Origin of the sequence: Allomuricauda sp. NFXS6 (genome assembly GCF_040148835.1) — a bacterium.
In the GTDB taxonomy this organism is placed as follows: Bacteria; Bacteroidota; Bacteroidia; order Flavobacteriales; family Flavobacteriaceae; genus Flagellimonas.
The window spans coordinates 237452-259807 of sequence record NZ_JAGEMG010000006.1 but is presented as its reverse complement, the minus strand read 5'-3'; the positions used below and the strand labels follow the sequence as shown (position 1 = coordinate 259807).

Below are 22356 nucleotides of genomic sequence, written 5' to 3'. Positions count from 1 at the left end.
GGATGATTAAACAGCAAATAACATATTTTAAATTTAACTAATGAAAACACCGATTTTCATATTGTCAATGTTTGTGATAGGAATGGTTACAAATGGGTGTAATTCCAAGAAAGAGAACTTTAAACAAGGTAAGTCAGTGTCACAAGAAGAGTTGTTTCTTGGTCAAAAACCACCAGGATTGATTCCTGAATTGTTTGCCCCAGGTATGGTTTCGACCAATCATTTAGAAATCGAAGCGGCCGTTTCACCAAACATGAAAGAGTTCTATTTTATCAGACAAAAAAAAGGGGAACGTACTAAATCTCATTTAACTCAATATAAAAATGGAAAGTGGGAAGACTCAGAAGATGGACGTCATTCATCTGGTGAAGTGTTTATTTCTACCGATAACAACAGAATGTATCTCGGGAATACATATAAAGAACGAACAAAAGATGGATGGACGGCCGAGAAAAGTGTAGGGGAAATGTTTGATAAATTTCCAATTATGCGTCTTACCGCATCATCGTCCAACACTTTCTTCTTTGATGAACGAGATTCAATCGGGACAATTAGATACGCTAAACTAGTTGATGGCAAACGTGAAACTCCGAAAGCTCTGGGCAAGCAAATTAACTCAGGCATATATACAGCGCATCCTTTCATTGCACCAGATGAAAGCTATTTGATTTGGGATAGCGAACGAGAAGGTGGGTACGGGGGCTCAGACTTATATATCAGTTTCCGGCTAGACGATGGTTCGTGGGGGCCTGCAATCAATATGGGTAAAGCGATAAACACCGAGGTAGACGATATTTATGGCAGCATCACATCAAATGGAAAATTCTTCTTCTTTAACAGCGTGTTTTTAGGAGATAGCTTTGAAGAAAGCAACGCTAATATTTATTGGGTAGATGCTAAGGTTATTGAAACTCTTAGACCGAAATAAAAAAATAACTACCGCCAATAATGGCTAAAACAGGCAAAGTTAAGTTGCTTTACCTTTGACCTCCTCCCAAAATTAGGTATCGGTCATAACTAGAGAACCCGGGCTGTCGATGTCACCCCTGATTTGAAACAAGTCAATACTTGAATTGAACTTTTGAGGATAATTGTAGGAATTCAGTGCAAATACAATTTAGCTACCCGTGTTGAATTGATTTATAAAAAAAAATCTCTTAAACGTTCTATTTAAAGATTTTTTTATAATTTGTTAACGTTTTTTGGTGTTATTTCAATTGGTTTTTTACTAAATCTAGGAATTGATAACAACTTTCCATCTTTTAGAGCTATTACTTTTAAGGAGTAGTTCAGCTCATTGGGCACTTTTTCGTTTAGCATGAAAGCAGTTTCGCAGGTCATCGTTGAAACGGCAATATGTTGAGAAATGAAGAGGTATATGGCTAAATTGACATAAAGCAGACTAATAATATGTTGATACCTTGTTATTTGCCACATACCTAAAAGAAAGGCGAAAAAATGGACCAGAAAAGTTTTACTAATGAACCTTACCTCATTCAGCAGTTAAAAAAGGGCTGTAAAGACGCTTATGGCTACCTTTTTAAGTTGTACCATAAAGAGCTTTGCAATTATATGACTGCGATTACCGGAAACCCAAAGTTGGCAGAGGATATTGCCCAACAAACTTTTATCAAGATTTGGGATAAGAGGGAAAAGCTTTTCGTTGCTAAGAACAAGTTAAAAGGGTATCTTTTCAAAGTCGCTTACAATCTATTTATTGACACCCAAAGAAAAAAGAAGAAGGAATTTGAATTGCTCGAAAAACTTAAACATGAGGCTTATTTGGACATGGCCGATACGGACACCTCCTTTTTTGAAGAAAGACTCAAGAAAGTTGAAAAGGAAATCGATAATCTGCCCGAACAATGCAAAAAGGTCTTTATCATGAGTAAAAGAGAAGGGCTCAAATACAAGGAGATTTCAGAACAACTTCATATTTCAATAAAAACGGTAGAGGTGCATATGTCCAAAGCCATGAAGCGTTTAAGAGCTCAATTGTCCATTTTTTTATAATACTTCCATCTAAATTAAAAACAACCTTTTGTAAGTATATCTACTTCAGTAATTCTTGGTTAAAGCAGCGTATTCCATATTTTAAATGTTAAAAAATTAGGACTATGTAAGGGTTTTTTGGAAAACCTACGTCTCTTCTAAAAGTGACAATATTTTTCAAATGACCAAAATTGATATTAGAAGGATAATTACCAGGTATATCAACCAAGAAGCTTCACAAGAAGAACTGGCCATATTATACGAGTGGGTGAAGAAGGGTAACAACAAAGATGTGTTCAAAAAATTGGTGCAAGCGGATTTTTTGGTCAATTATGAAGATAAATCCTGGGAAACCGAAGAAGCTTTTGAAAGTTTCTTACATACCATAAAAGAAAAGGAAACCAAAAGAGTAAGGCCGTTGTTTGCCGGAGATCATATCTGGAAGTATGCTGCGGTGATAGCGGTAACCCTTTGTTCGTCCCTCTACTTTTTACTCAACCAAAGTCCGTTTGTTGATGTTCCCATGGAGGTTGACAGAAATCAAATTACACTTCAATTGGAAAATGGGGAAATTTTGACCATTGACCCTAAATCTGATGCTACCGTACAAAGTAAAAATGGAAGTACGGTAGTTTCACTTGTCCAAGGGGTTTTGACCCAAAAGGAAGAGCAATTAAAAAGGGGAGAGGTGAGGAACAATACCATTAGAGTGCCTTATGGCAAAAACTTGACCATTACCCTACAGGATGGTACGGTTGTTATGCTGAACTCTGGATCCAGTATGACCTACCCGTCAAGCTTCGTTGACATGAATACCCGAGAGGTGCAATTAAAAGGTGAGGCATTTTTTGAAGTAACCAAGAATCCAGAAAAACCATTTATTGTTAAAACAGAAACCATGTACACCCAAGTTTTTGGTACTGTTTTTAATGTTTCTGCCTATGCAGAGGACGGTGCCAGTGAAGTGGTGTTGGTAGAGGGGTCTGTAGGTGTTGGCAAGCCGGACAACAAAAGAGGCGAAGATCTGCAAATGCTCAGGCCATCCCAAAAAGCAATTGATGCTTTGGACGGTGGTGAAGGTTTTGTGGTAGAAGACGTAGACGTTTCTTCGTACATCTCTTGGACACAAGGGATTTTGTCCTTTGAAAATGATTCCATGGGGCAAATTGTAAAAAGGTTACAGCGTCAGTACAATATAAAAATTGTTAACCAATACAAAGAATTGGACGAACGTAGGTTCACGGGAATGTTCGATGAAGAAAGCATTGACCATGTCCTAAGAACCATTCAGGCCCATACCCATTTTAGTTATGACAAAGAAGAAGACCTAATAATTATTAAAAAACCTGCTAAACAATAGTGCCTATGATGTAAAAAACCAATAACACCAAAAACCATTTATTAACTAACTAGACTTATTCAATTATGAAAAAAACCAAAACTATACGTGCTGTGGCACCAAGGCTGGGCAAAAGATTACTGTATGGATTTTTCCTGCTGTTTATGCTTGGTCAGGTAAATGCTGCATCTTGTGCGCAATATGATAAGGTTGAGAAGCGCTTCAACCAAACCAAGTTGGGTGATGTATTTGAAACCATTACCAAGTCGACCGGCTACAAATTTTTTTATGAAGCCACTGAGGTCGATATTGAAAGAAAGGTTACCGTTAACAGAGAAAATTTATGTATCCAAGATTTCTTAAAAGAGGTTTTTAAGGGTACCGATTTATCCTTTGAAATAATCGCACGACAAATAGTGGTCAAAAAGCGGCATGAATCTTTGCCAAGTTTGGTTCCACAAAAGAAAATCAATGCAGAGAACCCTCAATCCAATTTAACCGGGATTGTTTTGGATCAGGCGGGTATACCCCTTGCTGGTGCAACAATCATAGCCAAAGGAACCACTGAGGGTGCTACCACGGATTTTGATGGAAATTTTGAGATTACCTTGCCATCCGGTGTCACTGTTATCCAAGTTACCTATATCGGATATAAAGCCAAGGAGGTAAACGTAGCGGGACAGACTTCGGTTACCATTAACATGGAACAGGATGCTGCTGCCCTCGAAGAAGTTGTGGTCGTGGGGTACGGTACTTTGGCCAAGAAAAAGGTAACGGGCTCTGTGGTTTCAATTTCTCCAGAGACCATTACGGAAGTACCGTCATTATCTCCGGAAGGTGCACTTATCGGTCAAGTTGCCGGTGTTCAGGTACAAGAAGTATCAGGTGAGCCAGGAGCAGCTCCCAATATTCGAGTTAGGGGCTCTGGTTCAATCTCCGCCGGTAATGACCCCTTGTTTGTTGTTGATGGAATTCCAATTTCCCGAAACCTTACATCCTCCAACCAGTTGGGCGGTGTGGCTAACCGTCGCGGTACTTTTCAGCCACCAACAATTAACCCTTTGGCTACCTTGAATCCCAATGACATTGAGTCCATTCAGGTTTTAAAGGATGCAAGTGCAGCGGCCATATACGGTTCCCGTGGTGGTAACGGAGTTCTTTTGATCACCACAAAAAAAGGTTCGAATGGCGATGAAGGCGTTTTTTCCTTTGATTCTTTTGTAAGCATGCAATCTGTTGCGAATAAAATAGATTTGATGAATGCACAAGAATTGATCGATTTTACAACGGACGCCAGGAACAATAACTATTTGCAATCCGTTGATGGAGCTTCCATTGACGATCCAATAGGCCCAGGTGATAGAGGTGACACCAATTATGAAATTCCTGAGTCCTTTTTGAACTGGGATGGAACAGACACGGATTGGCAAGACCTTATTTTTAAGACAGGAATAGTACAGAGCTATAATTTTTCCTACGCATCACCAGTTCGAAACAAAACAAGCTTCTACGCATCCACGGGATATTTTTCTCAAACAGGTGTGATAGACAAAGCAAAGTTTGAGCGTTATTCGGTACTACTGAATTTAAATTCTCAATTGACCGAAAAATTGAACTTGGATCTAAGATTGGCTCCGACGGTTACGGAAAATCAAAGAGTGCCCGCATCGGCACCATATTTTGCAACCCCTCCGGGAATTGTGTATTCCGGTTTGGTGCACTCTCCAACAGTAAGTCCTTATAACCCCGATGGAACCATCAACCAGTTGAACAACCAATCCTATTTGGGTGGGGGTACCACTACAGCTAGTAACCCATTGGCGATTATCGAGGCAGTTGATGATCAAATTTTTCAATTCCAAACAAGGGGGAATCTTGCTTTGACCTATGACATTACCCCAGAATTGAGTTTCAAGACTTTTGGCGGTGTATACATCAATGTATACAATCAAGACTTCTATAGATCAAGTACACTGTTGTACAGAAACAATGCCGATGGTAATCCATATGGACAAGCATCCTCATCCACAGAAACCAACTGGCTTTGGGAAAATACCCTTAACTGGAAAAAAGAGTTTGGAGATCACTATATAGATGCAGTTTTAGGTTATATGGCACAGAAGGACAACCTTACGCTAAAGCAAGTATTGGCCAACAATTACCCGGATGACCTGGTACCAACGGTAAGCGGGGGTCAGGTGTTCGGGGGAACGTCCGTTAAAGAACAGTGGTCCCTGTTATCATCTCTATTAAGGGTAAACTATAGCTACAAAGATAAATACTTGTTTACGGGAACATTCCGTTCCGATAAATCCTCGCGATTTGGAAAGAATAATCAAACGGGATATTTCCCATCCTTTTCATTGGGATGGAGATTGAACGAAGAGAAGTTTTTGGTTGACTCAGAAACTATATCCGAGCTTAAACTACGGGTCAGCTGGGGTCAAACCGGTAACTTTGAAATTCCAAATTATGGAGCCGTAGGCTTATTGTCGCCACAGAATTATAACCTTGGAGGAAATCAAATCAACGGGCTTGTGCAAAGCACCATTCCAAATCCCAACCTTACTTGGGAAAAATCCGAAATGGTCGATGTAGGTATTGAGCTAGGGCTATTCAATAACAGGGTCTTCCTTTTGGCGGATTACTACGATACCAAAACAAAGGATTTATTGCTTAACGTAGCTATTTCTTCAGTCTCTGGGTTCGAAACCCAGCTAAGAAACCTTGGGGAAGTACAAAACAAAGGTTTTGAACTTGCTTTGAGCACCAAAAACTTTGTAGGGGAAGACTTTACCTGGAACACGGACATTAACTTTTCCACCAACAAAAATGAAGTACTTTCCTTAAATGAAAGCAATGAGCCTATTTTTTCCTCTGGTAGTGCTGGTGTTAGACATGTAACACGGGTCGGTGATCCCATAGGTAGCTACTATGGCTACGTTACGGACGGTATCTATCAATCCCAAGAGGAAATTGATAATGCTCCCTTTGATACTCAGGCTCCCGATCCAGCTCCTGGAGATATTAGGTTTAAGGATATTGACGGTGATGGTGAAATAACCCCGGATGACAGGACGGTTACAGGGAGTTACTTTCCAGACTTTAATTGGGGGATCAACAATAGGTTGACTTTTAAAAACATTGATTTCAGCTTTTTGATACAGGGAGTTGAAGGCAACGAGATACTTAACCTGACTTCTAGACATATGAAGAATGGAGAAGGTAACTTTAATTCTTATGCCATTTTCAACGAACGTTGGAGGTCACCTTCAGAACCGGGAAATGGATATATACCAAGAGCTGATAGGCAAACGGGAAACCATGGGAACAACAACAGGCCTTCTTCTTTTCAAGTTGAGGACGGTTCCTATGTAAGACTAAGAAATGTGACCTTGGGGTACACCTTGCCCACCGATAACTTTTTTGGAAGCAAAATTCAGAAACTTAGGTTCTATGTTACGGGAACAAACCTCTTTACCATTACCGATTATTTAGGTTATAATCCAGAGGTTAGTAGCATTACCACGAATAGTTTAACACCTGGGGAGGATTATGGAGCATTTCCATTGACCAAATCCTTCACCTTGGGGATAAACCTAAAATTCTAACCTAAAAAACGGAATAAAATGAAACGAATTCTATATACAATACTATGCACGGCCCTATTTGCCGGGTGTAGTGAAGACTTTACAGATCTCGCGCCTATTTCCAACAGAAACGAGGCAGATTTTTACAATGCTCCCGAAGATTTCGAAGTGGCCATAAATGCCAGTTATGCTGGACTGCAAAGTACTGGAGTTTACGGCCGTGGATACTGGACCATGTTCGAGATGAGGGGCGATAATACAGATCAAGGCCCCGATGCAACCGGATTGGCGCGACAATACACCGAAATCAACGCTTTTACCGAGGATGCTCTCAACGAGCAGGTTACCGCTGCTTGGAGCGAGTCCTACCGAGTTATTGCCAATTGCAATGTAATTTTGGATCGTATTCCAAATGTTGAAATGGAGGCGTCACTAAAGAATCAAGTAACTGGCGAAGCTTTGTTTATCCGTTCTTTGATGTACTACCATTTGGCAATCGGATTTGGGAATATCCCTTTACAGCTTACATCCTTTGATTCCGGAGACGAACTTGTGCAGGTTGACGAAAACACGGTATTGCAACAATTGGTTACCGATTTAACAACAGCAGAGGAAAACCTTCCGGTGTCATATTCGGGAAGTCAGGTTGGTAAGGCCACAAAAGGAGCAGCAGCTGCCTTATTGGCCAAGGTGTTGTTGACTTTGGATAACAATTCCGAAGCGGCAACTGTTCTTAGGCGAATCATAGCCAACTACGGTTATGAGCTGTTGCCCAATTATTCAGACCTATGGGGTGTTGCCAACGAGAACAATGCCGAGTCCATTTTTGAGGTTCAGTATATCAGTGGAGGTATAGGTCAAGGAAGCCTTTTTACCAATGACTTTTCACCAAGCACAGATTTGCAGACCGGTTCAGGTTTTGGAAGAAACCGACCAACAGTGTCCATGATGGAAGCCTACGAAGATGGGGATGAAAGATATGATGTGTCTATGGGAGACACCTATATGAACCTTGAAGGTGAAGTCGTTGAACAACGATATGTAAAAAAGTATCAATCCGATTTAGCAATTGAAAACGATTCCGATATCAACTTTGTGGTACTTCGTTACGCAGATGTACTGCTGATGTTGGCGGAGGCTTTAGGTGAGACACCCGAAAGTTATGACCTGATCAATGAAGTAAGGAACAGGGCTGGATTACCAGATATCGATGCTTCAACACCGGGTACTTTTGAAGACAAATTACTTCAGGAAAGAAGAGTTGAACTTGCTTTCGAAAACCACAGATGGCCAGACTTAAAGCGATTTGGCGCCGTTGGTAAAGTTATCGAGGCAGAAGACTTTATAACCAGTACCAAGGAGTATTTCTTTATCCCACAAAGGGAGATGGACATCAACCCGAACTTTGTTCAGAACTAGGAAGTTCAATTAATTTTTAACGAGATTCTGTTTTCATTCATTAAGTTAGTTCGATTGATCAGTTCCCAAACCATGGATTACCTACTTATCACTATGGATCAATAGCTCATAACAAATTGAATGAAGATAAAATTAAAATACTGTTGCTTCAATAGAGGTGACCAGAGATGGAATTGTAAAATTTTAATGAATTAAATATCAAATAGAAAATGAGAAAGTTAATTATGGCCGTTTGTTTATGTTTTGCATTTACAACAATTCAGGCCCAACAGAAAAAAGTCTTGAATATTTTGGCCATAGGGGCACATCCAGATGACTGTGATTCCAAGTTTGGGGGAACGGCTGCCTTGTTTGCCAAAATGGGTCACAACGTAAAATTCCTTGCATTGACCAATGGAGATGCTGGGCATCATGAAATGGGTGGTGGCGTATTGGCCAAAAAGCGTAGGCAAGAGGCCAAAGATGCTGCAAAAGCATTGGGTATAGCCGAATATGAAGTTTTGGATAATCACGATGGAGAATTGTTTCCGACCTTAAATGTCCGATTGGAAGTCATCCGACGCATACGGGATTGGGATGCTGATATTGTTTTGGGACTAAGACCTAACGATTATCACCCGGATCACAGAAATGCAGGTTCAGTGGTACAAGATGCAGCTTACATGAATATCGTGCCAAATGTGGCTCCAGATACTCCACCCTTGGAAAAGAATCCAGTGTTTCTATATATGAGCGATCATTTTAAGAAGCCATATCCCTTCCAAAAGGATATCGCTGTCATAGTTGATGATGTAATCGATACCAAAGTAAAAGGATTGGCGGCGCACGATTCACAAATGTTCGAATGGTTGCCATGGACCAGAGGGGTCGACCTTTCAACAATTCCTACCGGAGAAACGGAAAGATTGGCATGGTTAAAAGAAAGGTGGATGAACAGAAAACCTGATGCCAGCACTTTGGAAGCAGTTAAGAAATGGTATCCAAGTGTAGATGTTTCAAAAGTGAGTCAAGTTGAGTTCTTTGAAATATGTGAGTATGGTAAACAACCCACAGATGAGGAAATAAAAGAAATGTTTCCCATGTTGGGCGCTAAATAAAATAACCAACCCAGGTAGCATCCAAATTTAAATAACCAACCAATTAACTATGGAGACCAGCAAGCCCTCGACCAAAAGATACATTCACATTATCGGTTTGGTAATGATTGTATTTTTTGTGATATCCTTCATTACCAATATACTTAACTCCATTATAGTGGATATTAAGGATAGCTTTGACCTGAGCCTTACTTTAACAGGCCTATTGCCGTTCACTTTCTTTATAGCATATGGCATCATGTCCATACCGGCAGGCTTTTTATCTGAAAAGTATAGCGAAAAGACATTGCTATCAGTTTCATTCTTGGTCATGGCGCTTGCTTCCCTGGGTTTTGCATTATTGCCGCAATACGGTGTTTTTAGCATCACTTTGTTTGTATTGGGTTGCTGTATGGCCGTGCTTCAGGTAATTATTAACCCAATGTTGCGAGTTGCAGGGGGGGAAGAACATTTTGCGTTCAACTCCGTACTGGCGCAATTGGTTTTTGGGGCAGCCTCGTTCCTAAGTCCTTATTTGTACAAATATTTGGTCAGTAAGGATAACAGTAGGGATACATTTGCGGAAACGTTGCGCGGATGGGTGCCACAAGATTTACCTTGGGCTTCATTGTACATTGTGTTCGCAGCAATTTCTCTGATATTGTTTTTCTATGTTTTTTTGACCAAGTATCCCAAGTTTGAAAAAACCGAAGAAGAAAAAGCCGGTGATACCAGTTCGTATTGGGATTTATTAAAGAACAAATGGACTATTCTCTATTTCCTGGGCATCTTTTGTTATGTAGGTGCCGAGCAAGGTGTCGGAAACTGGATTTCACAGTTTTTGAGCCAATATCATGGGCTTGACCCACAAACCGTGGGAGCGGATACCGTATCCTATTTTTGGGCCATGTTGACCGTGGGGTGTCTGCTGGGATTATTGCTCTTAAAGTTTATGGATAGTCGAGGATTATTGATTTTCGCCACATCCATAACAATTGTTAGCCTCGTTCTGGCGCTTACCGGCTCGGCACAAATGGCGTTGATAGGTTTCCCAGCGGTAGGATTCTTCATTTCGGTGATGTACTCCATCATATTTTCTTTGGCCCTTAACTCTGTCAAAGAACATCATGGGTCATTGTCAGGTATACTTTGTACCGGTATTGCCGGAGGTGCTGTAATTCCATTTATAGTGGGAGGTTTGGGCGAATTGATGTCATTGAAATCAGGGATGTTCTTTTTGATTATACCCTTGATTTTCATCCTATCCATAGGATTTTGGGCCAAACCTTTGGTGAACAACAAGACCATAAGCTTAAAGAAGGACTAGTGGATAAAACAAGTAAAACGGTTTTAGGGGTTGATATAGGAGGTACCAAGATCAAAACGGGAAGGGTTTTGGGAAAGGATGTGGTGCAAAGCAGTCTTTCCAAAGTAAATCCGGATGATTCCGAGGAAACTTCCCTTTCGAAACTATGTAAGACCATTGACGAGGTAATGATGGACACCGTTGAAGCTATAGGGATAGGAGTTCCTGCCGTAGTTGACCCGGATTCCGGTGTTGTGTATGATGTACAAAACATCCCCTCATGGAAAAAAGTCCCATTAAAAGAGCTTGTGCAAAAACAATTCAATGTGCCCGTGTATTTAAACAATGATGCCAATTGTTTTGCGCTTGGCGAAAAGCATTTTGGAAAAGCAAAGCAATACACCAATTGTGTGGCACTTTCTTTAGGTACGGGACTCGGCATGGGAATTATAATAGACAATAAGTTGTACAATGGGGTTTTGTCCGGCGCAGGTGAAGTTGGAATGCTTCCCTACAAAAATGGAATTCTGGAACAATATGCGGGAAGCTTCTTTTTTGAAGAGGAATATGGAGAGTCTGCCAAAGTCCTTTATCAAAAAGCATTGGATAACAATGAAACTGCCTTGTCCGCCTTCAGACACTATGGGGTGCACTTGGGGGAAGCCTTAAAGGCCATTCTCTATTTATTTGCTCCAGAATCTATAATACTTGGTGGGTCCATAAGCAATGCCTATCCATTTTTTAAAGCCTCGTTGCAAGAGGCTATCGATTCGTTTGCTTATCAAAAACAATTGGAAAATTTTAAAATAGAAACATCAGATTTGGTGGATTCACCCATTTTGGGTGCAGCTGCACTATGTCTGTAAAATGAATAACCTTACTACACAAATGAGAATAATAATAACAGTGTTGCTAGCATGTTGTCTGCTCAAATCCTGTTCACGGCCCACGGAGACAGGGAAACAGATGAGCATTACCGTAGAGGACAATAAAAAGGGTGCCCCCATTACTTTAGGGATACCCTTTGCAAAGGGAGAATTATATTCCGTGGACCACCTACGTTTATTAACATCCGATGGTAGGGAAATCCCATGCCAAACCACGGAGGTAAGCAATTGGGGACCAACGGATGACAGCATCAAATGGGTTTGGGTATTCTTCTTTTCCGAAGATACCAAGGACTATGTACTGGAGTATGGTGATGGTGTTGTGCCCATTCTACCAGAAAAAAAGGTCGTTTCTACGAATAATATGAGACCCCAAGGTGGAATTGATGTTAATACCGGACCATTATCTTTTTCTATCCATAAAAAAGGAAATGGCTTTTTGGACGAGGTTTTCTTGGACTCAAATAAGGATGGAGAATTTACGGAGGAAGAACTCATTGGCTCCTCACCGGAAAAAAATAGAGGTTCTTTCTTTGATCTTTTGGACGATTCCGGCATTGATGCCTCCAAAGCTGTAATCAACGAGGTTTTTAGGGAAAAGGGATCTGGCCCTATGCATTCCATATTTCGCATAGAGGGAACGTATACCTATAGCAGGGAAGACAATAATTTATCGCCATTTACCATTTGGTTGCATGCCTATGCAGGTAAGAGCTATATAAAAGTATTGCATACCATGACATATACAGGCATACCGGACAAACATAAACGACAAGAAGGCCAACATGCCAATATTGCAACCCAGAACAAGAAAATCATTACGGAGAACACAGAGGACGATATGGGGTGGACACAACCCAATGATCAAATTGCAGGTATTGGCCTTCAATTAAAATATCATTTGGATGATAATGTGAACGTTTCAATGCCCCTTTATGAAGGCTCTTGGAAAAACGATCAGGCAAATACGGTAATGGAGGAAGTTGCCGCAAATGGTGAAACACCGATTCAATTATTGCAAAAGGGACCGGATAGACGCAAAACCACAAGTTTAAGAAGCCTTTACCTTAACAACTTCGATAAGAAAGGTGAAAACACCGAGTCCGAAAAGGATATGGATTTTAGGGCAACTGTATCTAAAGGTGAAGCCAATGTGGCCCAGACGCAAAGAGCCAAAGGTTGGGTCAACGTGACCGATGGAAAAAGAGGCGTGGGTCTTGGTATAAAGAATTTTATGAAAGAATACCCAAAAGGAATAGAGGTAGACCCCGCCAAAAATACGCTTTTAGGAAGTATATGGCCGAAAGAAAATGGCCCAATGAACTTTGCCAGGCACAATACCGAACCGGATGGAGGTATGCTTGACAATTTTGCACAAGGTATCACAAAGACCACGGAGTTTGTCTATTATTTCCATGATAATGATGCTACGGAATCCGTAGGAGAAAAAATGGAATACGTTATCGAAAGTCCGGTCGCACATGCCTCCCCAGAGTGGTACACCAACTCAAAAGTTTATGGGAACATGGCACCGGTCTCCAAAACCTACCCTGAGTTTGAAAATGCATTACAATACAGATACCAATGGTGGGCTTACAATCAAAAGAACGAGCCATGGTATGGCATGTTCGATTATGGCGACGGCAAAAGTTACTTTTTCGATGGCAGATGGGTGCAATGGACCAACAACGAGCCCACGGTCGATTTTATGCTATGGACCAACTTTATGCGCACGGGAGACCCGAAGTACTTTAAATTGGCCCAAGCAATGAGTAGGCATACCATGGATGTAGACAACATTCATTGGCCTAAAAAGCGAACCTATTATGGTGAGGTCAATGATGCTATCGATTTTTGGAACTATGAAGATGAACCCGAATCAACCCCTTACCTAGGTATTGGAAGAAGGCATGCCAATGAACACTGGTACGCACTTTTAAGTGCCCATGTTTGGATCCAAGGATGGATAGCCGATTATTATCTGTCTGCCGACCATAGGGCATTGGAAGTCGCCAAAATGACCGGTGACACCTATATTAAACGTATTTGGGGAGACCATGATTTAAGAGGCAGGAGGCTATATCTTTCTGTATTGAACTTGGTTGAGCTCTACGATGCCACGAAGCTTCAGAAGTACAAAGACGAATTGGATGAAAGGGTTAGTTTAATGTTGGAGTTCCAAGAACGCCAAGGTGGTAATTTATTGTTGGATAGATATGGATACAGTCAAACCTATGTGGCACAAGGGCTTTACAAATATCAGCAAATAACAGGCGATGAGGAAGTAAGAAAAGCATTGTTGAAGCATGCTAGATGGGTTAGGGAGGTTCCTCCATTAAACCATGAAATGGAATCTTATTTGGCCACCATTTATCCTTTGTTGTTGGGATATGAAATAAGTGGGGAAAAAGTGTATTTAAATGAAGCATTGGCTAGAGCGGAAATGCTAAAAATAGGTGAACTGCCAAAATCACCGGAAGCATATGAAAATGCAGAAACTTATAGTGAAGATCTATTGAGTATATCCAACTTACCGATGAGCAAGAAACGTTTTACCAATTGGCAAACCAACCAAGGACTACGTGTGTTTGGATGGACTCATGCATACAATATTCCTTATTTGCTCTACTGGATGGATAAAGAAAATAACGACTAAATCTAGGTTACTTACCATTAGGGACGGTGCGGCATTTGCTCACTGTCCCTTTTTTGTCTATAACTAAACAGCAACAATATGTCTTATAAGCGATTTGGTTTTGTACTAGGGCCTTTACTATTTATTTTGATTCATTTCTTTTTTAAAGGGGAAGGCCTTTCGGAAGAAGGTCGAGATATATTGGCGGCAACCAGTTGGATTGGAATTTGGTGGGTTTTTGAAGTACTTCCCATCGCCGTTACAGCACTGCTTCCAATACTGTTATTTCCTCTTTTGGATGCCGTTGCTCTGGGAGATACAACAGCTAGTTATGGACATAAATATGTTTTTCTTTATTTGGGAGGATTTATATTGGCCATAACCATAGAAAAATGGAATCTTCACAAAAGAATTGCGCTCCAAATCATTAAAACCATTGGAACAAATATGTATACCATAGTCCTTGGTTTTATGGTCGCCACAGCCTTTCTTTCCATGTGGATTTCCAATACGGCAACTACGGTAATGGTACTTCCCATGGCCATATCCATTGTAAAACAATTAAAGGATAATCCAGATACTCCGGAAGATGAGAACAAGGTTTTTAGTAAATTATTGATGTTGGCGATAGCCTATGCGGCTTCAATTGGAGGTATAGCCACTTTGATCGGTACACCTCCGAATTTGGTTTTTGCCGGATTTGTACAAAAAACATATGGTGTGGACATAAGCTTTTGGCAATGGATGAAATTCGGTTTGCCCGTCGCTTCGGTGCTTTTGGTGTTGGCCTGGCTGTACCTTACTAGGATTGCATACCCTTTGCGCAAGGCTAGATTTCCTGGTGGTAAAAAAGAAATCATTAGACTCTTGGCAGAGTTGGGACCTTTGGGAAAGGAAGAGAAAATGGTTTTGTTGGTTTTTGTGTTGACAGCTTTTTGCTGGATAACCCGATCTTTTTTGCTGCAGAAGTTCATTCCAAATATTGATGACACCATAATTGCGATTGCATCGGCCATTGTTCTTTTTATTATTCCTGCGAACAGGTCTGGTGAACCACTTATAAAATGGAACGAAGCAGTTCGGATCCCGTGGGGGATTATCCTCTTGTTTGGAGGAGGAATGGCCATAGCCAAAGGTTTTCAAGACACTGGTCTGGCAACCTATCTCGGAGGGCAAATGACATTTTTTGATGGACTGCCCCTTTTTGTATTGTTGTTGCTGGTCATTACCTGCGTCAATTTTTTAACTGAGGTAACATCCAATTTGGCCACAACCGCAATGATGCTTCCCGTGTTGGCACCATTGGCACTTACCTTGGGCATTAATCCATATTTATTGATGGTGGCATGTACCTCGGCAGCTTCGTGCGCTTTTATGTTGCCCGTGGCCACACCACCCAATGCGGTGGTTTTTGGCTCGGGATATTTACGCATACCGGATATGGTTCGCACTGGTTTCTTGATGAATATGTTATCGATTATAATAATGGCCTTAGCTGTTTATTTTTTTCTACCGATAATCATGGATTTTGTCTAAAGTGGAATACAGTTGATAATTAACAACTTCGATTTGTTGCATTTATACTAGGAAAGTCCAAAATTCACACGAAGATGTCCCATGGGATATCCTGTTTTTACGTGATGTATATTAACCGCCAACAATAGCGGGATATGGCATTTTGGTTCTGACCGCCCTTGGATTATTATTACTTGAACAATGATTTGATTTTTGAATGATTTGACTTATCACTTACTGTAAGTATCTCCTCTAATAAGTCTAAAGTTATTGGTCTTGCATTTGGATACCTGTTTTTTTGTAGAAAAGCTTTTAGGGCCCTGTTCAATTGGTGTTCCCCAATAAGCTCACTCAACTCAACAAACACCAAAGCGCCTTTTGAGTAGGCCAAATAGGTGTCGCCCGGAGCCACTTTAAGTAGGGATTTTTTTTCATGTAACCCTTTTTCTGCATCATAAATTTGTTGATGGATGGCCAAACGTTCCCTCATTTTTTCCTTTCCGTACATCTTTTTATAGATCATCATTTCGACGTACATGGCCAAACTTTCCGTCAGCATGGAATAACCTTCCCTATAGTGAGGCACAATTTGATTGGTACCCCACCAAAAATGGGCAACTTCATGTCCCGCAAGTTCGTTTACTACGTCCTGATTGTCTCCTGCATCGAGGTTGGCATTGAAGGTCATGTTCTCCGTCAGAAAAATGGTTCCAGGATAGGCAGTTCCCGCAAAGCCTTGTGTAAAGGAAGATACCTCAGAATAATTGATAGTCGTAAAGGGGTAGGGACCAAAATTCTCGGTGCAGTAGTCCAAGGTAAGTTTGGTATTTTCTATAAGGTGTTCAACATTGTTCTTGTGCAATGGATGATGATAGACCCGTATGTCAATATTATTATGTTCAAAACGTTTTACATGATATGTCGCGGAAGAAAGTGCAAAACGGAAGGGAATGGAATTGGCGGTGTATTCATAATAACTTCTTCCATCATGCTGCCACTGTTTTTTCAAATCTCCGGTACCTACCGCGATTTGATTTTCTGGTGTTGAAATTTGCATAGTAAGATCTATGGAATCATCTGTGTTTTCTTTTGTTGCCTCCAACCTTTGTAGTTCAGTGACTTTGCCCAAACCATTTTTTTCTCTTAGTGCTATGTCAGTTAGTTCCTTTCCTTCATCATACCCAAATTGCGGAAAGTATCGGCTGATTCGCATAAATGATCCATCCTCAACAATGGCATTAAAAGGATGGTGGCCATTTATGGCATGCCATTTATAAGAGATTTCAAAAATCAGTTTTGCAGAATCTTGTGGTTGAATAGGTTGTTTTAGAAGTAGCTCCGAAATTGCTTCTTCAACCTTAATGGTTTCATTTTTGTATTGATATGCGATTGATTTGATTTCAAAATCTTCCGGGATACTTATCAAAATAGAATCAATTGGTTCGGTTTGCATATTTTTTAGGACATATTCCCCTTTAATAGTATAGGATTGTTCACCCGGATATAGATCAATTTTGGTATTTACTTTTTTGATTGTCGGTTGATGTATGTTTTGATATTTTCTATACTTTTTTTCATATGACACCTGCTCTGTAACCAATTCCTCTTTTCCCTTTTTGGGAATATGATTTTCTAAGTACCAGAAGCCACTTATGACTGCAAGGAATGTACAAATGGCTATACCAAAAACGTTAAACAACCTTTTGGAAGGAAGCTTTATGAAGTTGTAGAGGATAAATACAGCCCCTATCAATGAAAAGCCAAAAGCCAATCGCCAAAGAAAGGGATATAGGTAAGCACCATAGCCTAAAAAGTCGCTGTAAGTTCCTCGATATCCAGAGAAAAAGCGAAACAACGAATTAGCTATTATGCTTTTGGCAATGGGGGTGGCGAGAAGCAAAAAACATACTATTGAAACACCCAATGCTATGGATTTGTTCTTGCTAACGGTATTTATAAAAAGTAAGAACAGCGCAAAGAGCAACAAGGGCAAGGTGTTAAAAACGAATACCCCAAAATAAGCTTCCCAATCAAAAACAGGGAACTGGAAGACCAACTGAAAAACAATGGCTTCAATCAGCATTATTGCCGTGAGGGAAAATAACAGGAGTGCAATGCTTCCCATATGTCCAATACTTTTTGAAGTCGCATAGTAGGTTGTTTTCTCAATTATGGAAAACCCGCTGGCCTTGCTTCGCCAAAAGATATCGTTAACAAAATAAACCATAACCAAAGCTCCCAAAGCGTAAAAGGAGCTATTTATAGTTTGTGCCAAAAGACCGGAGCTGGCATAAAGTTGGGGTAGACGGATTCCTTTGTTGATATCATCGAACATTTCTACACCTATATAAAACAGCAGCAATATGGATATGGCGACAAAAGCAATGCTTTTGAGCAAATAAGTTGAATCAACCTTGATGAACGATAGTATTGCTCGCCATTTTGATGTATTGTTGAATACTGTCGCCACCGTGGAATAAGGCTGCAGCGGATAGCTTCGTTTTAAGCCGCTCACCTGCTTTTTTGTTTTCCTTTTAAATCGAGGTAGAAATGAAAAGGAACGCATCCCAAAATATACCACGACCAAGGAGAAAAGTGTAAAAGCCGTCCTGTTGATGAGCAGTAGGTTGGAAAGTGGTACAACTTGATTGTTCCTTTGAAGGACATTGAGGTCCTTTGCTTCAAAAAAGTATCCAGATAGCCCAAACAAATCCACTAGGGCGGAAATACGCTGCACGCTTAAAGATTGTGGTAATGCCTGTGCCATAAAGGGTGCATTGGAGAACATAAGAGCAATCATATACAGCACATAAAGCAATAAACCCGAAATAGCGACCAATAATTTGTTCTTAAATCTTTGTGCAACAAAAAACAGGATGCTGCACACTACCAATGCATTTACAGCCCCGAATATCAAAAATGGATAAAGAAAATGCCAGAGGTCAAAACTTGGGTTCATCTGGGTACCTGGAGCTAAATGAAGCCCGATAGTATAACCGACAACCAAGATGGAAAAACCAAAAAGAGTAAATAGGTAAAACGAACAGAAACGCGCGAGAGCGAATACTTTCTTCTTGATAGGGGTGGAGAAAACGATCAGACCATAATTGGCATCTTGTTCTTTGAAAAGTAACGAAAAAGCTAAGATAGTTGCGATTAGGATGATGGTAAGGCTCAGTAGCCCGATCATAAACCCCACTGAATATGATGCATTGGCTGCAAGCTCATCACCCACCGAGATATTGAATTTAAAACCGGCGATGAATCCGACACCCACAAAAAGAAGCAGGGCAATGTATGTTGCTTTTTGCAGTACAATGGTCTCTAAATCGTTTAAGAAAATTGTTCTCACAGTGCAGTAGTGTTTAAATGGGCAAAATAGGCATGTTCCAAACTTGGGGCTGTGGGCGTAAAACCAGCAGGCCTGTCTTCGGCAAAAACGGTGACGTTCATCACCCGTTCAACCAATCGCTTGTTTATGATCTGATGATCGGATTCCACTTTCTCCAGCTCCTGTTGAGTAACCGCTTTGCTCCATAATTTACCAGATAGCTGATGGACATAGGCGCTGGGCGATCCTTTTGAAATCACCTGTCCTTTTTTAATAATGGCCATTTGTGAGCAAAGGTTCCGTACATCTTCCACCAAATGGGTGGATAAAATGATAATGATGTCCTCGCTGATATCACTCAGCAATGTATTGAACCGGTTTCGTTCTTCAGGATCCAATCCGGCGGTGGGTTCATCCACAATTATAATCTTAGGAGCTCCCAGCAATGCTTGTGCCACCCCAAAACGTTGTTTCATCCCACCGGAAAACGTATGTACCTCTTTGTTCCGAACATCGGTCAAATTCACTTTTTCCAAAAGACCCATGATTTGATCATGACGTTGTTTCTTGTCCTGTACCCCTTTCAACTTGGCCAAATGTTCCAAAAGGTCATAAGCGGACACTTTGGGGTAAACACCAAAGTATTGGGGCAAAAAACCCAAATATTTTTGAATTTCAAGCGGATTTTTTACTACGTCGATACCATTGAAACTAATGTTTCCTTCCGTTGGTTTTTGCAGTCCAACAATGGTTTTCATTAAAGAGGATTTACCAGCACCATTAGGCCCCAAGAGTCCAAATATTCCGTTTTGTATTTCTAGATTTACGGCAGTAAGCGCCTTGTACCCATTGCTGTATACAAGGGATACATCATCAATTTTTAATGTATTCATGGTTTAAATATGTTGGAAGAACTATGCTACATAGTCAATAATATCTCCTGGTTTACAGTCCAAGGCCTTACAAATGGCCTCGAGGGTTTCAAAACGCACACCTTTTGCTTTTCCATTTTTAAGTATGGATAAATTAGCTGGGGTTATGCCAATCTCTTCAGCTAGGTCCTTGCTCTTGATCTTTCGTTTGGCGAGCATCACATCAATATTTATAATAATCGGCATAGCTTAGATGTATAGATCTTGTTCGTTCTGTAATGACAGCCCTTGATGGAATATTTCTGAAATAATGAAAATAAAAACCCCCAAAACAAGGTGTAACGCTACAATGATGAATATTCCTTTTTCAATGGCAATGAAGAATGATGAAAAGGCAACAAGCACTATAGGTAAAGTGATATTGGCTAAATAAAAACGCTTTAAATGTCCAATATTGGGATTCGTAAAAAGCTTATCCTGATAGAACACCTTAAATACGTTGGAAAGCAGCCAAAAAAACAGCGTATAGGATAAAACAGGCAGCAAAAAGGCAAACAGAAAATACGACTGATCGTTATCCAATATTAGAAAAGAAATATCGGTAAAAGGATAATTTATGATCGTTGTGGTATCCGCGATTTGGATGTTGGTTTTGGTGATCCAAGCGAAAGTACCGTAAAGCCCAATTGCCAAGTAAATCCAAGAAAGACTTCTGGTTAAGGCATATAATATCTTAGATATTATTTTTGTTTTTTTCATTATTGAAATAACTAAAATGTTTCTGCAAACATATAATAAATTATTGTAAAACAATAATAAAATATCTTTTTATTAAATATTTTTAAAAAAAATATGATTGTGTGGAGTTACTTTCCCAGACCTATTTCATTTCTTGTAAATCAATGAGCCGGTTAATAGGGAATCTTTTTTTATTTGAAAATTTCTTGACAAAACTCCCAGGTTGCTCCTGTAACCGCCCTTATCGCTTCTAAATATTTTACCCTTTAATACCCCCCAATTAAAAATGTAGTGGCCGCCTTCTTTGTAAATTTTGATGATGGGCCAGTTTTCAGTGTTTTTGTAGGTGCCAATGATCTTATCGTTCCCATTGTTGGCGGCTAAAACTTCTGAATCATCAGGATACTGGATGTCATTTTCTCTTTTAACACTTTTATCGAATGAAGTTTTTTCAATCTTTAAAATACTGTCCGCAGGTTGCTCATTGATGATGTTGTAGGCATAATTTGCCATCAAGTGCGGTAGCAAGTATGCTCTGTTATCATTTGAAAAAGCAATCACTCCTATATTTTTATCGGGCATGAATGAAATATGGAAACTTATCCCTGCCAATCCTCCAAAGCGAGTCAATATCTTATTGTTTTTATATTTCGCAATGTCCCATCCCAAGCTATAACCAGATCGTTGGTACGTGTAGTATTTCTTGTCCTGTGTTGCGGTTGAGGTATGGAGCTCCTCCCATGAATCATCATCTAAAAGCGTTTTATCTTGATTAATGTTTGCAGCTAACCATTTTGACATATCATTTATGGTTGAAATAATTCCTCCAGAGGCATGCATGGTGATATCTGATTTATAAAAACCTTTCTCAACAATGCCTCTTTCTTTAGTAACGGTTAATGATGGACGGATGTCCTTAAAATCAAAATCACTGACATGGGCACTGGTATTTTTCATGTTTAAAGGAGAGAAGATGTGCTCCTCCATAAGTTTTTTCCAGTTCTTTCCCGTCACTTTTTCCGCAACCATTCCAGCAACAATAGGTCCTACGTTAGAATACCGATACCTGCCGGAGGGGTCAAATAGAAAATCAGTGTTCATATCATTGATCAACTCCTTATTCCCTCCGCTGTACCCTAAAAATGCGGTTTTCCAGGTCATAGGGGTACTGAATGTACCGTGGGTATGGTTTAAAAGATTTTTAATAGTGATGTTCTTGGTATCAATACTATCTTTAAAATCCAATTCAGGGAGATATTCATGAAGGGATTTGTTCAAATCCAATACGTTGTCCTCTTCCAAAATTTTGAGCAACGTCCCAGTAAACGACTTTGTGCTGGATGCAATATAAATAGGTGCATCATTATTCAAAGAGGATTCTTTTCCTTGTAGGATTTCTCGATTCAACGCAAAAGAATATGCCAATCCATTTTCATCGACTACAGCAAATATGAAATCCCCGTACATCTCTTTTTCAAGGTAAATGTCCTTTACGTTGTTTTCAAATTGTGTCGAAAACGTAGGGTTTTCTTCCCTGAATTTGCTCATGTTTTCCGTGGTTACGCCTTTGCTTGTTCCACAGGAATCGGTGATAAGTAATAGTGTCAATAATAATAACAGTCTCATAAATTGATTTGTTTTTTTGATTTGAAGGTT

General features: G+C 40.1%; 15 protein-coding genes. 10 read left to right on the top strand and 5 right to left on the bottom strand.

Annotated features, from left to right (window positions below):
* The first annotated feature begins 40 nt into the window (after positions 1–40).
* The 10 genes from J4E06_RS11125 to J4E06_RS11080 all read left to right on the top strand — a co-directional run bounded on the left by J4E06_RS11125 (position 41) and on the right by J4E06_RS11080 (position 15780).
* The gene (locus J4E06_RS11125; RefSeq protein WP_349523983.1) at positions 41–928 is read left to right on the top strand and encodes a hypothetical protein; all 888 of its coding nucleotides are present in this window, start codon (positions 41–43) and stop codon (positions 926–928) included.
* A gap of 530 nt (positions 929–1458) precedes the next feature.
* Complete coding sequence (locus tag J4E06_RS11120; protein WP_349523982.1) at positions 1459–2013, top strand: RNA polymerase sigma factor; 555 nt, start codon at positions 1459–1461, stop codon at positions 2011–2013.
* A 160-nt stretch (positions 2014–2173) separates the two neighbouring features.
* Positions 2174–3352 (top strand): FecR family protein, encoded by a 1179-nt coding sequence (locus J4E06_RS11115; protein WP_349523981.1) that lies wholly within the window; start codon positions 2174–2176, stop codon positions 3350–3352.
* Positions 3353–3417: 65 nt separating this feature from the next.
* On the top strand, positions 3418–6942 hold the full coding sequence (locus J4E06_RS11110; protein WP_349523980.1) for a TonB-dependent receptor: 3525 nt from the start codon (positions 3418–3420) through the stop codon (positions 6940–6942).
* 18 nt (positions 6943–6960) lie between these two features.
* The gene (locus J4E06_RS11105; RefSeq protein ID WP_349523979.1) at positions 6961–8340 is read left to right on the top strand and encodes a RagB/SusD family nutrient uptake outer membrane protein; all 1380 of its coding nucleotides are present in this window, start codon (positions 6961–6963) and stop codon (positions 8338–8340) included.
* A gap of 209 nt (positions 8341–8549) precedes the next feature.
* On the top strand, positions 8550–9437 hold the full coding sequence (locus J4E06_RS11100; RefSeq protein ID WP_349523978.1) for a PIG-L deacetylase family protein: 888 nt from the start codon (positions 8550–8552) through the stop codon (positions 9435–9437).
* A gap of 49 nt (positions 9438–9486) precedes the next feature.
* Positions 9487–10743 carry an MFS transporter gene (locus J4E06_RS11095; protein ID WP_349523977.1) on the top strand — a complete coding sequence of 419 codons (1257 nt, stop codon included), beginning with the start codon at positions 9487–9489 and terminating at the stop codon, positions 10741–10743.
* The gene (locus tag J4E06_RS11090) at positions 10692–11588 is read left to right on the top strand and encodes an ROK family protein (RefSeq protein WP_349523976.1); all 897 of its coding nucleotides are present in this window, start codon (positions 10692–10694) and stop codon (positions 11586–11588) included. Before J4E06_RS11095 ends, J4E06_RS11090 begins: the two co-directional genes overlap by 52 nt.
* Positions 11589–11610: 22 nt before the next feature.
* Complete coding sequence (locus J4E06_RS11085; protein WP_349523975.1) at positions 11611–14265, top strand: exo-rhamnogalacturonan lyase family protein; 2655 nt, start codon at positions 11611–11613, stop codon at positions 14263–14265.
* A gap of 78 nt (positions 14266–14343) precedes the next feature.
* The gene (locus J4E06_RS11080; protein ID WP_349523974.1) at positions 14344–15780 is read left to right on the top strand and encodes an SLC13 family permease; all 1437 of its coding nucleotides are present in this window, start codon (positions 14344–14346) and stop codon (positions 15778–15780) included.
* Between the two features lie 169 nt (positions 15781–15949).
* On the opposite strand, the gene J4E06_RS11075 is transcribed toward J4E06_RS11080, so the two are convergent.
* The 5 genes from J4E06_RS11075 to J4E06_RS11055 form a co-directional block, all read right to left on the bottom strand.
* Complete coding sequence (locus J4E06_RS11075) at positions 15950–19111, bottom strand: ABC transporter permease/M1 family aminopeptidase (protein WP_349523973.1); 3162 nt, start codon at positions 19109–19111, stop codon at positions 15950–15952.
* Positions 19108–19983, bottom strand: coding sequence for an ABC transporter ATP-binding protein (locus J4E06_RS11070; protein WP_349523972.1), 876 nt, complete (start codon positions 19981–19983; stop codon positions 19108–19110). The genes J4E06_RS11075 and J4E06_RS11070 overlap by 4 nt, the downstream gene beginning before the upstream one ends.
* A gap of 21 nt (positions 19984–20004) precedes the next feature.
* Positions 20005–20208 (bottom strand): helix-turn-helix domain-containing protein, encoded by a 204-nt coding sequence (locus J4E06_RS11065; RefSeq protein ID WP_014034008.1) that lies wholly within the window; start codon positions 20206–20208, stop codon positions 20005–20007.
* 3 nt (positions 20209–20211) lie between these two features.
* Positions 20212–20721 carry a DUF2975 domain-containing protein gene (locus J4E06_RS11060; protein ID WP_349523971.1) on the bottom strand — a complete coding sequence of 170 codons (510 nt, stop codon included), beginning with the start codon at positions 20719–20721 and terminating at the stop codon, positions 20212–20214.
* 126 nt (positions 20722–20847) lie between these two features.
* A complete protein-coding gene (locus tag J4E06_RS11055; RefSeq protein ID WP_349523970.1) occupies positions 20848–22326 on the bottom strand; it encodes a serine hydrolase domain-containing protein in 1479 nt (492 codons plus the stop codon).
* Positions 22327–22356 lie beyond the last annotated feature (30 nt).

What these genes read in the sequence shown, in the direction of transcription:
- J4E06_RS11120 (WP_349523982.1), top strand. Translation starts at nt 1,459, where the DNA reads ATGGACCAGAAAAGTTTTACTAATGAACCTTACCTCATTCAGCAGTTA.
- J4E06_RS11060 (WP_349523971.1), bottom strand. Translation starts at nt 20,721, where the DNA reads ATGAAAAAAACAAAAATAATATCTAAGATATTATATGCCTTAACCAGA.
- J4E06_RS11080 (WP_349523974.1), top strand. Translation starts at nt 14,344, where the DNA reads ATGTCTTATAAGCGATTTGGTTTTGTACTAGGGCCTTTACTATTTATT.
- J4E06_RS11070 (WP_349523972.1), bottom strand. Translation starts at nt 19,983, where the DNA reads ATGAATACATTAAAAATTGATGATGTATCCCTTGTATACAGCAATGGG.
- J4E06_RS11095 (WP_349523977.1), top strand. Translation starts at nt 9,487, where the DNA reads ATGGAGACCAGCAAGCCCTCGACCAAAAGATACATTCACATTATCGGT.
- J4E06_RS11110 (WP_349523980.1), top strand. Translation starts at nt 3,418, where the DNA reads ATGAAAAAAACCAAAACTATACGTGCTGTGGCACCAAGGCTGGGCAAA.
- J4E06_RS11100 (WP_349523978.1), top strand. Translation starts at nt 8,550, where the DNA reads ATGAGAAAGTTAATTATGGCCGTTTGTTTATGTTTTGCATTTACAACA.
- J4E06_RS11085 (WP_349523975.1), top strand. Translation starts at nt 11,611, where the DNA reads ATGAGAATAATAATAACAGTGTTGCTAGCATGTTGTCTGCTCAAATCC.
- J4E06_RS11105 (WP_349523979.1), top strand. Translation starts at nt 6,961, where the DNA reads ATGAAACGAATTCTATATACAATACTATGCACGGCCCTATTTGCCGGG.
- J4E06_RS11115 (WP_349523981.1), top strand. Translation starts at nt 2,174, where the DNA reads ATGACCAAAATTGATATTAGAAGGATAATTACCAGGTATATCAACCAA.
- J4E06_RS11125 (WP_349523983.1), top strand. Translation starts at nt 41, where the DNA reads ATGAAAACACCGATTTTCATATTGTCAATGTTTGTGATAGGAATGGTT.
- J4E06_RS11055 (WP_349523970.1), bottom strand. Translation starts at nt 22,326, where the DNA reads ATGAGACTGTTATTATTATTGACACTATTACTTATCACCGATTCCTGT.
- J4E06_RS11065 (WP_014034008.1), bottom strand. Translation starts at nt 20,208, where the DNA reads ATGCCGATTATTATAAATATTGATGTGATGCTCGCCAAACGAAAGATC.